At 53.4% G+C, this 12284-nt stretch carries 11 protein-coding genes; 1 reads left to right on the plus strand and 10 read right to left on the minus strand.

Going from position 1 to position 12284, the window contains the following annotated elements; genetic code table 11:
- The first annotated feature begins 2 nt into the window (after positions 1-2).
- On the plus strand, positions 3-788 hold the full coding sequence (gene elyC / locus K5Y30_RS05460; RefSeq protein ID WP_222181742.1) for an envelope biogenesis factor ElyC: 786 nt from the start codon (positions 3-5) through the stop codon (positions 786-788).
- Here the strand turns inward: elyC and K5Y30_RS05465 are convergent.
- From K5Y30_RS05465 to cmk, 10 genes are all read right to left on the minus strand, one after another.
- Entirely contained in the window at positions 768-1661 is an 894-nt protein-coding gene (locus K5Y30_RS05465; protein WP_101760952.1) for a YcbJ family phosphotransferase, read from the minus strand. The two genes, elyC and K5Y30_RS05465, sit on opposite strands and share 21 nt — an antisense overlap.
- 110 nt (positions 1662-1771) lie before the next feature.
- Complete coding sequence (kdsB, locus tag K5Y30_RS05470) at positions 1772-2521, minus strand: 3-deoxy-manno-octulosonate cytidylyltransferase (protein WP_049851021.1); 750 nt, start codon at positions 2519-2521, stop codon at positions 1772-1774.
- On the minus strand, positions 2518-2700 hold the full coding sequence (locus K5Y30_RS05475) for a Trm112 family protein (RefSeq protein ID WP_007887424.1): 183 nt from the start codon (positions 2698-2700) through the stop codon (positions 2518-2520). Before K5Y30_RS05475 ends, kdsB begins: the two co-directional genes overlap by 4 nt.
- A 90-nt stretch (positions 2701-2790) precedes the next feature.
- Positions 2791-4008, minus strand: coding sequence for a winged helix-turn-helix domain-containing protein (locus K5Y30_RS05480; RefSeq protein ID WP_222181740.1), 1218 nt, complete (start codon positions 4006-4008; stop codon positions 2791-2793).
- Between the two features lie 22 nt (positions 4009-4030).
- A complete protein-coding gene (gene lpxK / locus K5Y30_RS05485; RefSeq protein WP_222181739.1) occupies positions 4031-5032 on the minus strand; it encodes a tetraacyldisaccharide 4'-kinase in 1002 nt (333 codons plus the stop codon).
- Entirely contained in the window at positions 5029-6777 is a 1749-nt protein-coding gene (msbA, locus tag K5Y30_RS05490; RefSeq protein WP_101760956.1) for a lipid A ABC transporter ATP-binding protein/permease MsbA, read from the minus strand. The genes lpxK and msbA overlap by 4 nt, the downstream gene beginning before the upstream one ends.
- 34 nt (positions 6778-6811) lie before the next feature.
- On the minus strand, positions 6812-9070 hold the full coding sequence (locus K5Y30_RS05495) for a DNA internalization-related competence protein ComEC/Rec2 (protein WP_222210931.1): 2259 nt from the start codon (positions 9068-9070) through the stop codon (positions 6812-6814).
- A gap of 206 nt (positions 9071-9276) precedes the next feature.
- The gene (ihfB, locus tag K5Y30_RS05500) at positions 9277-9561 is read right to left on the minus strand and encodes an integration host factor subunit beta (protein WP_003849360.1); all 285 of its coding nucleotides are present in this window, start codon (positions 9559-9561) and stop codon (positions 9277-9279) included.
- An 86-nt stretch (positions 9562-9647) separates the two neighbouring features.
- On the minus strand, positions 9648-11324 hold the full coding sequence (rpsA, locus tag K5Y30_RS05505; RefSeq protein WP_052025984.1) for a 30S ribosomal protein S1: 1677 nt from the start codon (positions 11322-11324) through the stop codon (positions 9648-9650).
- 121 nt (positions 11325-11445) lie between these two features.
- Positions 11446-12126, minus strand: coding sequence for a (d)CMP kinase (gene cmk / locus K5Y30_RS05510; protein ID WP_222210655.1), 681 nt, complete (start codon positions 12124-12126; stop codon positions 11446-11448).
- Positions 12127-12284 lie beyond the last annotated feature (158 nt).

The following is a 12284-nucleotide window of genomic DNA, read 5'->3' on the forward strand; positions in this document are numbered from 1 at the left end:
CGATGTTTTTCGCATTTAAAAAAGTCATTGGCGGGATGTTGCTTCCCTTGCCGCTGCTGTTATTACTGATGGCGGCAGGACTTTTGCTGCTCTGGTTCAGCCGCTGGCAAAAAAGCGGCAAAATCCTCATCTCTTGCAGCTGGCTGCTGCTGCTGATTTTGAGCCTGCAGCCGGTTGCCGATCGCCTGCTGTCACCGCTGGAAAATCATTATCCCACCTGGAGCGGTAACGAGCCGGTCGATTATATCGTGGTGCTCGGCGGCGGCTATACCTTCAATCCGAATTGGGCACCGAGTTCAAACTTGATTAATAACAGTCTGCCGCGCGTGGCCGAAGGTGTGCGTCAGTGGCGGCGCTATCCGCAGGCCAAAATGATCTTTACTGGCGCAGCAGCCGGCGAAAACCCACGCAGCAGCGCCAGCGTGGCGGCCGAAGTGGCGGAAAGTCTGGGCGTGCCATCAGCAGCGATTATTCAGTTGGATCAACCAAGGGATACGATTGGCGAAGCTCGCGCGGTGAAACAGACGATTGGCGAACATCCGTTTTTACTGGTGACTTCCGCCAACCATCTGCCGCGGGCCATGCATTTCTTTCAAAGTGCCGGCATGAATCCGCTGGCCGCACCGGCGAATCAGTTGGCGGTGACCTCGCCGCTAAACTGGTGGGAACGCGCTATTCCGTCACCGCTGTGGCTGGCACACAGTGAGCGCGCGATCTATGAAACGCTGGGACAAACCTGGCAGAAGCTGCGCGGTGACGATCTCACCTCAACCCAGCCAGGGGAGTAATTGCGCGCGGGCGTGATCGAAGCGCGGACGGTCAAACTGTCCGCTGCTGACCAACGTGTCGACGCAATCCCACAGCTGATACAACCAGCGCCGCCAGAGGAAACCTTCCGCCACGGGCGCGCGCTGTAGATAGTGCTGCAGCAGTGAAGCTTCTGCGCCGCTATCCGCCAGGCGCATCAGATCGTATTCGCGCGGAGCCCAGAGAATGTTACCCGGCTGCATCATGGCAATAAGCTGATCGCTGTGCGCATCTTTTAACATACTGGCTAAGCGCAGGTTGCCGTGCATCAATACGCAGGGATCGTCAAAACCGTTGAACAGACGCGGTAATAGCTGACGGCTGCGAAACAGAATCTGACGATCTTCCAGTGTAAAAAACGGCGGTGACAAATAACCCAGCGTTGACCACAACACATCCACTCGCTGGCGATACCATGCGGGCCAGTTATTTTCCTGCACGCTGTCCACGCTGCCGACTAAGCCATGGCTGTCGATACGATGCCACGCTAGCACGCCTTCGACGATCTGTTCGCACAGCTGTTCCCAGCGTGCTGCGCTGCGGGCCGGAGCTTCCGCAGAAACACCGTTAAAGCGTGCCATCAGCAACATTTCATGTACCGGCTTTTGCTGGCTAAGCACCAGACCAAACACGGCGGGCACGGCGATCAAGCCATCATGACCGAGCATGGTAAGTTTTTTGGCTTCCAGCGCAGCGCGTCCCTGATGGCGAAAATATTTCGCCACCAGCGGCATCGGTTTACCGGCGTTATCGTAAAGCGCATACAGCCGCGTGTGCGCCTGCTCGCTAATGGTTTCGAGACGACTGATGCTTTCACCAAGCACCAACGCGAGTTCTGAACGGAGCTGTTCCATGCAATATCCTCCGAAGTCAAAGGGCTGGAATATGCTGGAGGTGATGGCGGCGCAAAGCTTAGCGCCAGATCAAACTTTAAGGCCAGCGAGAGCCGCTGGCCGGTCGGAGATTAACCCTGCATAGCGAGACGAACCCGCTCAAGGTCTTCCGGCGTATCCACCCCAACACTTGGGATAGTTTTTGCCACCGCGACGTGAATCTTTTCACCGTACCACAGCACGCGCAGCTGTTCGAGCAACTCAATGTGCTCCAGCGGGCAAGGTTCCCACGCAATGTAGCGACGGATGAAACCGGCGCGATAGGCGTAGATACCAATGTGGCGGAGCAGCGTGTCGCCAATCTGCTCGCGCGAACGCGCATAACGCTCGCGATCCCAGGGAATGGTGGCGCGTGAGAAGTAGAGCGCATAACCTTTGGCGTCCATCACCACTTTCACCGCGTTCGGGTTAAAGGCTTCTTCTGCATCGGTGATCGGCACCGCCAGCGTCGCCATCCCGGCTTCAGATTGCGCCAGATTACCTGCCACCTGACGTACAATCTCCGCCGGGATCATCGGCTCGTCGCCCTGCACGTTAACGATGATGGTGTCGTCGGCAAACTGATACTTTTCGATCACTTCGGCCAAACGCTCAGTACCGGACTGATGATCGACCCGCGTCATGCACACTTCGCCGCCAGCCGCCGTTACCGCCGCAGCCACATCCGGATGATCGGTGGCGACAATTACGCGATCGGCACCCGATTCACGGGCGCGTTCCATAACGTGCAGCACCATCGGTTTACCCTGAATATCCACCAGCGGTTTGCCGGGCAGACGGGTTGAAGCATAACGTGCAGGAATAATGGCAACAAAACTCATGGATGGATCTCTTCAACAGACAGCGTACGCGCTTCCACTTCCAGCAGCACTGGAATACCGTCACGTACCGGGTAAGCCAGGCCATCCGGTTTACAGATCAGCTCTTGCTGCTCTTTGTTGAAATAGAGTTTTCCGTTGCATACCGGGCAGGCAACGATTTCGAGTAAACGGTGATCCATAATCTTCTCCATTCAGGACCGCTTCAGGCGGTTAGCATATCATAATAGCGTGCGCGTGAATGGCGCACTCAAGCCAGAAAAATGGCGGCTTTATTCACCAATCGACCAGCGATTTGACCAGGCAGCCAGCAGTTCTGCCGGCGCATTTTCGATAATCACTTCATTGGCACCTTGCCACGCAGCAAAGCGATTAATGGCTTTTTGAACGTCACTAAGGAAAGCGTTACTGACGCGTGTGCTTTCTTCCAGCCAGAATGCACGAATCACTAATTGCTGCGCCTGACGCTCCATTTTGGCGTCGATGCGCGCTTTCAATAAGCCGCGATGTAGGACAGGCAGGACAAAGTAACCATATTTGCGCTTCTCCGCTGGCGTGTAGCACTCAATACGATAATCAAAATTAAACAGCTCCAGCGCGCGACGACGATCCCATACCACCGGATCAAAGGGTGACAACAGCACGGTATGCGTGGCCGAGAGTGGCTTTTCCAGCAGCGGCAATAATGCGTGGTGTAACCACATTTCGCCCAGTTGCTCGACCTCAACACGCACAATTTCTCCGCGCGCAGCCGCATCCTCAAGCCATGACTTGAGCGGTGCGCGTTTGAGCCGGTAATAATCGGCTAACCAACTGCCACGGAAAATGCCGAGGCTGCGCGCGCTGTGACTCAACATCTGTATCACCGCTTCGTCTTCACTCAGCGCATGCTGTTCATCAATCCATTCTGGCATTACACGGCTGTGCAGATCGTAAACCCGCTGGAAGTTACGCCGCTCCACCACCATCAACTGACCGGCGCTGAACAAATTCTCTAGATGACGCTTATGCGGTTTCCACGCCCACCAGCCCGGTTTGGTCTGTTTATCATTACTGAAATCAGCGGCTCGCACCGGACCATTGGCGGAGATGTGTTGCAGCAGGTCAGTGATTTCCTGTTGATGTTCCTCGACCCACTGTTGGTTGTATTTCCAACCAAGTCGCTGCGGTTCCAGCATGCGATGGCGCAGCAACGGGTAATCTTCGAAGGGAATAAAACAGGCTTCATGTGCCCAATATTCAAATAACGCGCCCGAGGCCAACGCCTCTTCCAGCCAATTGGCCTGATATGCGCCAAGGCGGCTAAACAGCACCAGATAAGGACTGCGTGCCACCACATTAATGGTATCGATTTGCAGCAAAGACATCTGACGCACAGTCGCGTGAATATCGGCAAAGCGCGCCCGGCGGCCCAAAGGACGTAACAGTCCCTGAGCAGCCAGATGCAGATGACGAGCAGTTTGCAACGAGAGGGAAGCGACGAGGTTCATGGCTCCATTCCCTTTTCGGTGGTTAGCGCGAACGGGCGTCGCGCGCGGTAGTGCAGAGATGGGTGATATCGTCTAACAAGGTTGCCACCGCTGCGCCTTGCAGATGCGCATCAACCGGCAGATACCACCAGTTTGGGCGAGCGAAGCTACGACATTTCACAGCATCTTTTTCCGTCATCAGCAAGCACTGATCTGCCTGAGTTAGACGACGCAATTCGTCTTCGCTGTAAGCGTGGTGATCGGCGAAGGCAATTTCAGCCACTGGCTTAATGCCTTGCTGTTTAAGCGTGTTGAAGAAGCGCGGTGGATGACCAATGCCGGCCATCGCGACAATTTCCGGCAATTGCGCTAACGCCACGCTTGCACCGTTGATCAGGTTGACCGCCAGACCGGGCTGCAATGACATCGCAATTTCGCCCGCCTGCGCATCGCCGCCGTTAACGATCACCCCATTTACGGTGCTAAGTCGTGAGGCGCGTTCACGCATCGGCCCAGCCGGTAACCACCAGCCATTGCCAAAACGACGCATTCCATCCACCACCACGATTTCGCGATCGCGCTGCAGCGCGTAATGCTGCAGGCCATCATCGGTGATAATCACATCCAGATCGTGCGCAGCGAGCAAGCCTTCTACCGCCAGACGCCGCTGTGGCGCAACGGCGACCGGCACCTGCGTGCGTTGAGCGATCAGCACAGGCTCATCGCCAGCCTGCGCCGTGGGCGTTTCAGCGGTAACCAGCAGCGGATAACGTTCAGCTTTTCCGCCGTAACCCCGCGACACCACGCCAGCACGTACTCCACGTTGTTGCAGCGCCTGCACCAACCAAATCACTACGGGCGTTTTACCATTCCCACCTGCGGTGAGGTTCCCCACCACAATCACAGGGCAAGGCGCGCGCCAACTTTTTCGCCAACCGCGCTGGAAGCTGAGGCGAATCAATAGGGTGATCGCCCCATAAAGCAGACTCAGTGGCCATAGCAGCAGCCATAACGGCGAGCGCCCGCTCCAGATGCGTTCGATCATTGACCGAACTGCAGTTTGTGAAGCTGCGCATAGGCGCCCTTCTGTTCAAGCAGCACGCTGTGAGTACCGCGTTCGACAATGCGACCATCTTCAACTACGACGATCTCATCGGCTTTCTCAATGGTCGACAGACGGTGCGCAATCACCAGTGAGGTGCGATTTTTCTGCAGCTCATCAAGTGCGGCCTGAATCGCCCGCTCAGATTCGGTATCGAGCGCTGATGTGGCTTCATCGAGAATCAAAATCGGGCAGTCGCGTAGTAACGCACGCGCAATCGCAATACGCTGACGCTGACCACCGGAAAGCAGCACGCCATTCTCACCTATCACGGTATCAAGGCCATTATCCATCTTCTGGATGAAGTCCATTGCATGCGCCATGGTCGCAGCCTGCTCGATTTGCTCGCGCGTGTATTGACCATTACGGGCATAAGAAATGTTGTTGGCGACGGTGTCGTTGAAGAGATGAACGTTCTGGGAAACCAATGCCACTTGATTACGCAGTGAACGCAGGGTGTATTCGCGCAGATCGTGGCCATCCAGCAGAATTTCACCGCTATCAATGTCGTAGAAGCGCGTCAGCAAGCTGGCCATAGTGGATTTACCAGAGCCAGAACGGCCGACCAGTGCAACGGTTTTACCGGCAGGCAGCGACAGGTTGATATCACGCAGCGCAGGAATTTCACGGCCTGGATAGGTAAAAGTCACGTTGCGGAATTCCACATCACCCTTAGCACGATCCATTTCACGCTTGCCGTTATCCACTTCCTGCTCACTGTCAAGAATCGAGAACAGCGTCTGACAAGCCGCCATACCACGCTGGAACTGCGCATTCACGTTGGTCAGTGACTTGAGCGGACGCATCAGGGCGATCATTGATGAGAACACCACGGTGATGGTACCGGCTGTCAGCGTTTCCATCACGCTTGGGAAACTGGCGGCATAAAGCACAAATGCCAGTGCCAGCGAGGCAATCAACTGGATTACCGGATCAGAGATTGAAGATGCTGACACCAGTTTCATGCCTTGTTGGCGCATCCTGTTACTGACCTGAGAAAAACGCTTGGCCTCCACTTCCTGGCCACCAAAGATCAGCACTTCTTTATGCCCTTTTAGCATCTGTTCGGCGCTGGTGGTGACCTGTCCCATGGTGTTCTGCATGTTCTTACTGATGCTGCGGAAACGTTTGGAAACAGTACGAATAGCAAAGGAGACGATCGGTGCCAGCACAATGAGAATCAAAGACAGCTGCCAGCTGTAATAGAACATCATGATGAACAGGCCAATGATTGAGGCCCCTTCACGCACCACCGTAACCAGTGCACTGGAAGAGGAAGAGGCCACCTGTTCAGAATCGTAGGTGATGCGTGACAGCAGCGTCCCCGTTGATTGCTGATCAAAGAAGGTTACCGGCATGCCCATCATATGGCCGAACAGGCGGCGACGCATGTTCATGACCACGTTGCCGGACACCCATGAGATGCAGTAACTGGAGATATAGCTGGTCACGCCACGTACCAGCATCAGGCCTATTACCACCAGCGGCATCCACAGCATTACGGATCTGTCTGCTTTACCGAAGCCATCATCCAGTAAAGGTTTCAACAGAGAGAGCATCAGGGTATCGCCTGCCGCATTGAGTATCAGCGCCACCGCTGACACATACAAGCCAGCCTTGTGGGGCGCAATCATCGGCCAGAGTCGACGGAATGTCTGCCACGTTGAGAGATCTTTATCTTGATGCATTATTTATTCACGCTGTTTGAAATAGCCGCTCATTCTACCTGGAATCGCGTTTGACGCCAAACCACTGATGGTACCATCGAGGCATTATTTGCTCTCTTAAGCCCTTAATTTGCCAATGACCTTGTCTGATACCCACATGAATCTGACCCGATTGTGCCGTGTCGTACCACATATAGCCTTGCTGACGATAGCGTTGCACCACGGCTGGCGCAGGCATACGCCAGGCGTTATACCGCGCCACCGAAGCAAATGCTGCTTTCCCAGCAACATTACGTAACAGTAATGCGCCTGATGAAGTCCGACTACCATGGTGCGGAACCTGCAAAATTGTCGCGTTCAGAGCCTCTTTTTCCAGCGCGACAATTTTTCTCTCGGCTTCTAACTCAATATCCCCGGTGAGTAACACGCTAAAGAGCCCGTCATCGACTCGCACCACACAGGAATCGTTATTTTGTCCCTGGGTCTGATTCTCCGGCGGCCACAAAGCGGTAAATTGCAATTTGCCCCACAGCCATCGCTGACCACGGAAGCATGGCAGGTGTCCGTCTTCCGCCAGGGCACTACGAATTGCTACCGCTGGATTAACTTTGAGCAATGAGTGTAGCCCACCACGGTGATCAAGATGCTTGTGGCTTAATATCAAAGAATGGAGGCTTCTGCCGTGATACTGCAACCATGGCAGAATGACGCGCGAACCGGCATCATCCTGTTTCCAACCCGGTCCAACGTCATACATCACCACTTCATTGCCCTGTGTAATGGCAATCGCCAGGCCATGCCCCACATCAATCATGTCGATTTGCCAGTCATCACGCTGTGAAGCGCTGCGCCAAAGGATGATTGCGAGTATCAGGCTAAAGCACGGCATCACACTGCGATAAATCAGCTTGCTGCGCCAGAGAACTAATCCTACCCACAGCAGCACGATAGCAGGTAACGTATCGCTCCATGCCCACCAGCCAGCGGGTAACCACTGCAGCAGGAGCATGACCTGGCTTATGGAAAGATCCGCCAGAGACCATAATCCCGTTGAAATCAGCGGCACTGGCAATAGCATTGCCAGCAATATCAGTGGCACCGTGACAAAAGACACAACCGGCACCGCGATCAGATTTGCTAATAACGCACTCAGGCTTATTCCCTGAAACAGGAAGATTTGTAGTGGAGCCATGAGGATCATCATTCCTAACTGCAGATGTAGCAATTGCAATAACAGCCATCGACGCTTTGCGCGAAAGCGATGTGGTAATGGAAACCATTGATACCAGGCAATCAGCATCGCGACCGCCAGTGCCGACAACCAAAAGCTTTCTGACAGCACAGTTAATGGATCCAGTACCAGCAAAGCGCCGATACATAACGTCCAGACTTGCCAGCCACTGAGCTGCCAACCGACGCTGCGCATCCCTATCCATAATATGAGCGCGATCATCGCGCGCTGGGCCGGTGCATGACTGCCAGAAACCCACGTGTAAGTCGCTGCGGTCATAACACTAACCAGCAGCGGAAATAAATGACCAATCAAATGACCCGGCAAAATTACCTGGATAGCACGCGCCAACAGCCATCCAACGCTGGCAGCTAATGCAATATGCATTCCCGAGATTGCCATCAAGTGGGCAGTACCTGTTTCCCGCAGCAACTGTCGCTGCTCTTCAGTCATGTTGATACGTATACCAAACGCTAAAGCCTGCATAATTGCCGGTTGTTTGAGCGTATCGAATGCGGGTAGATGATGATTGATTAAACGCGTCCGCCAGTTGCAAGTAAGCGATTCCACCTGCTGACTGATGATGCGCCCTTGCAGCGGCGTGTGATTAGACAAGGCAAAGCGCTGCAGATCGAACTCGCCTTGATTTAATCTGCCGTGGACGGCACGCAGTCGCAGTTTCATCTGCCAGCGCTGACCGGCACAGTACGGTTGCTCCATCGAAGCATTATTGAGCGTGACAAAGAGAGGTGGAAACTGATAACGCTGACCGACACGCAAGATTTGCACGGTTAATTGCTGCTTCTGTTCACGAACTTCAGTCACCCGTACAGTGGCTTCAATTGTGGCGGCAGTCAGATCCCCGATGGCATTGACCATCTGGCGGGCTTCAGTCAATGTCCAGGCCAACATTAAGAGAGCAATCCCTGCAAGCCGTAGCAACGTGATTGGCATCAACCCAAGCGCCACAGCGAATACAACCATGATGACTATTCCGTTGGCTGCGGGTATGTGCGGCAATATGCCCAACGGCAATGCCGAGGCAATCATCAATCTGGCCAGAACAATCCAGTTCATATGCATCATTACTCTCCCTCATTGGCGGAAGAGTGTGCCGAGAAAAGCAGGGATTTACTTCATTGAAAAGAGAGTGTGTCGCGATGGATTCCGAGACTTTTGCAGAGATTACATTGATGAGACTTCATTTTGGAAAGCAGGTCTCAATTCCGCATACTTTAAACAAAAAAAAACGACACCCTAAAGTGTCGTTTTTATCGTTCGGTAACGGCTTAGCCGTAGATGTTCGCACGGTCACGCAATTCTTTGCCCGGCTTAAAGTGGGGAACGTATTTACCTTCCAGATCCACTTTGTCGCCCGTTTTCGGGTTACGACCCGTACGCGGTGCACGGTAATGCAAAGAAAAGCTGCCGAATCCCCGGATTTCAATGCGCTCGCCCTGGGCCAACGTAGTGGCCATGTGCTCAAGCATCTCTTTGACCGCATCCTCAACGACTTTCGCCGGAATATGAGTATGCTGGCCAGCAAGTCTCTCAATTAGTTCTGACTTGGTCATGTAACCTCCGGTTAATCCTTATTTGGAAAGGTATGACAGCTTTTACCGAAACCGGACGATTTTCATCGTCCGGTGCCTTAGGTCGATTACTCGCCTTTAGCCGCTTTGAACGCTTCAGCCATCGCGCTAGAGAAGTTGCTGCCTTCATCCTGTTTGGTGTTAACAGTGTTGATAGCTTCTTTCTCATCAGCCTGGTCTTTAGCACGAACAGACAGGCTCACAACGCGGTTCTTACGGTCAACGCCGGTGAATTTAGCTTCAACGTCGTCACCAACACTCAGAACCAGAGTTGCGTCTTCGATGCGGTCCAGAGAAGCTTCAGAAGCGCGCAGGTAACCCTCTACGCCGTCAGCTAATTCTACTGTAGCACCTTTCGCGTCAACTGCAGTGACTTTACCAGTCACGATAGCGCCTTTCTTGTTCAGGGTGATGTAGTTGTTGAATGGATCTTCAGCCAACTGCTTCACGCCCAGAGAGATGCGCTCGCGCTCTGCATCAACCTGCAGTACAACGGCAGCGATTTCGTCGCCTTTTTTGTACTCACGAACGGCTTCTTCGCCAGTCGCGTTCCAGGAGATGTCAGACAGGTGAACCAGACCGTCGATGCCACCGTCCAGGCCGATGAAGATACCAAAGTCAGTGATTGACTTGATTTTACCTTCAACGCGATCGCCTTTGTTGTGGGTCTCAGCGAACAGCTGCCATGGGTTAGATTTGCACTGCTTCAGACCCAGGGAGATACGACGACGCTCTTCATCGATGTCCAGAACCATTACTTCAACCACATCGCCTACGTTTACAACTTTAGACGGATGGATGTTTTTGTTGGTCCAGTCCATTTCTGAAACGTGTACCAGACCTTCAACGCCTTCTTCGATTTCTACGAAGCAGCCGTAATCAGTCAGGTTGGTTACACGACCAGTCAGGCGAGTGCCTTCTGGATAGCGCTTAGCGATAGCAACCCAAGGATCTTCGCCCAGCTGTTTCAGGCCCAGAGATACACGGGTACGCTCGCGGTCGAACTTCAGCACTTTAACAGTGATTTCGTCGCCCACGTTGACGATTTCGCTCGGATGCTTAACGCGTTTCCAAGCCATATCGGTAATGTGCAACAGGCCGTCAACGCCGCCCAGATCCACGAATGCACCGTAGTCAGTGAGGTTCTTAACGATACCTTTAACTTCCATGCCTTCCTGCAGGTTTTCCAGCAGCTGATCGCGCTCAGCGCTGTTCTCAGATTCGATAACTGCACGGCGTGAAACTACGACGTTGTTACGTTTCTGATCAAGCTTGATTACTTTGAATTCAAGCTCTTTGCCTTCCAGGTGCAGAGTATCGCGAACCGGACGAACGTCTACCAGTGAACCTGGCAGGAACGCACGAATACCGTTCAGCTCAACTGTGAAGCCACCTTTAACTTTGCCGTTGATAACACCGGTAACAGTTTCAGCGTCTTCGTAAGCTTTTTCCAGCGTGATCCAAGCTTCGTGACGTTTAGCTTTCTCACGGGACAGCAGGGTTTCACCGAAGCCGTCTTCTACTGCGTCCAGCGCAACGTCAACTTCGTCGCCTACCTGGATTTCCAGTTCGCCGGCTGCGTTCTTGAACTGCTCTGCAGGAATTGCAGATTCAGATTTCAGACCCGCATCAACCAGAACTACGTCTTTGTCGATAGAGACAACAACGCCACGAACGATGGAACCCGGACGGGTTTCGATTTCTTTCAGGGACTCTTCAAAGAGTTGAGCAAAAGATTCAGTCATATTGATAATCTTAGGATTCTTCAATTTAACGTCCACCTGACTTCATTGTCGGATGGGGTTGTTTCACATGCCCTGCACCGGGTCCTTGGTACAGGGTTACAGCAATTCGGTTGCCGAAAGATTAAATGCCCAACTTACGCTTAGCATAATCAAGCGCCTTTTCAATCACTTGCTCAATCGACATACTGGTTGAATCCAGTACCAGAGCATCTGTGGCAGGCACTAAAGGGGCGATGGCACGATTACGATCGCGGTCGTCGCGTTCCCTTATCTCGGATAAAAGGCGATCAAAGTTAACATTAAAGCCTTTATCCTGCAACTGTAGCATACGGCGATGCGCACGCTCTTCTGAGCTGGCGTCGAGGAATATTTTCACTGGCGCATCAGGGAAAACCACGGTTCCCATATCGCGTCCATCGGCGATTAAACCGGGCTCTTCGCGGAATGCACGTTGGCGTCGAAGCAATGCCTCACGCACCCGCGGGAAAGCGGCAACGCGCGATGCGGTGTTGCTGACTTCTTGCGTGCGGATTTCACCGGTGACATCTTCACCTTCAAGAACCACCTGCATTTCACCGTCAACCGATAGAAAACGCACATCAAGATGCGCAGCCATCGGTACTAATGCTTCCTCGGACTCAATATCCACCTGATGGTGAAGTGCGGCCAATGCTAAAACGCGATAAATAGCGCCAGAATCCAGTAAGTGCCACTGCAACGACTCCGCCATCGCTTTACATAAAGTCCCTTTACCCGCGCCACTTGGCCCATCGATGGTAATAACCGGGGCGATTGCCGTCATTGTTCTCTCCTGTTGCTGCGTGCTTATTGTCAGCCCTTCCAGGCCGCCTGGATTGCGCGGCATTATACGCTGCCTGCGTCGGGTTAGTACCCTTTAGCGTAGACAGCGCTAGAAATATAGACAGATTCAGAAGAATTTCCGCCTGATAAGGCCAGAAG

Origin of the sequence: Pantoea sp. DY-5 (genome assembly GCF_019795955.1) — a bacterium.
Classification (GTDB): domain Bacteria; phylum Pseudomonadota; class Gammaproteobacteria; order Enterobacterales; family Enterobacteriaceae; genus Pantoea; species Pantoea leporis.

What these genes read in the sequence shown, in the direction of transcription:
- elyC (WP_222181742.1), top strand. Translation starts at nt 3, where the DNA reads ATGTTTTTCGCATTTAAAAAAGTCATTGGCGGGATGTTGCTTCCCTTG.
- K5Y30_RS05465 (WP_101760952.1), bottom strand. Translation starts at nt 1,661, where the DNA reads ATGGAACAGCTCCGTTCAGAACTCGCGTTGGTGCTTGGTGAAAGCATC.
- kdsB (WP_049851021.1), bottom strand. Translation starts at nt 2,521, where the DNA reads ATGAGTTTTGTTGCCATTATTCCTGCACGTTATGCTTCAACCCGTCTG.
- K5Y30_RS05475 (WP_007887424.1), bottom strand. Translation starts at nt 2,700, where the DNA reads ATGGATCACCGTTTACTCGAAATCGTTGCCTGCCCGGTATGCAACGGA.
- K5Y30_RS05480 (WP_222181740.1), bottom strand. Translation starts at nt 4,008, where the DNA reads ATGAACCTCGTCGCTTCCCTCTCGTTGCAAACTGCTCGTCATCTGCAT.
- lpxK (WP_222181739.1), bottom strand. Translation starts at nt 5,032, where the DNA reads ATGATCGAACGCATCTGGAGCGGGCGCTCGCCGTTATGGCTGCTGCTA.
- msbA (WP_101760956.1), bottom strand. Translation starts at nt 6,777, where the DNA reads ATGCATCAAGATAAAGATCTCTCAACGTGGCAGACATTCCGTCGACTC.
- K5Y30_RS05495 (WP_222210931.1), bottom strand. Translation starts at nt 9,070, where the DNA reads ATGCATATGAACTGGATTGTTCTGGCCAGATTGATGATTGCCTCGGCA.
- ihfB (WP_003849360.1), bottom strand. Translation starts at nt 9,561, where the DNA reads ATGACCAAGTCAGAACTAATTGAGAGACTTGCTGGCCAGCATACTCAT.
- rpsA (WP_052025984.1), bottom strand. Translation starts at nt 11,324, where the DNA reads ATGACTGAATCTTTTGCTCAACTCTTTGAAGAGTCCCTGAAAGAAATC.
- cmk (WP_222210655.1), bottom strand. Translation starts at nt 12,126, where the DNA reads ATGACGGCAATCGCCCCGGTTATTACCATCGATGGGCCAAGTGGCGCG.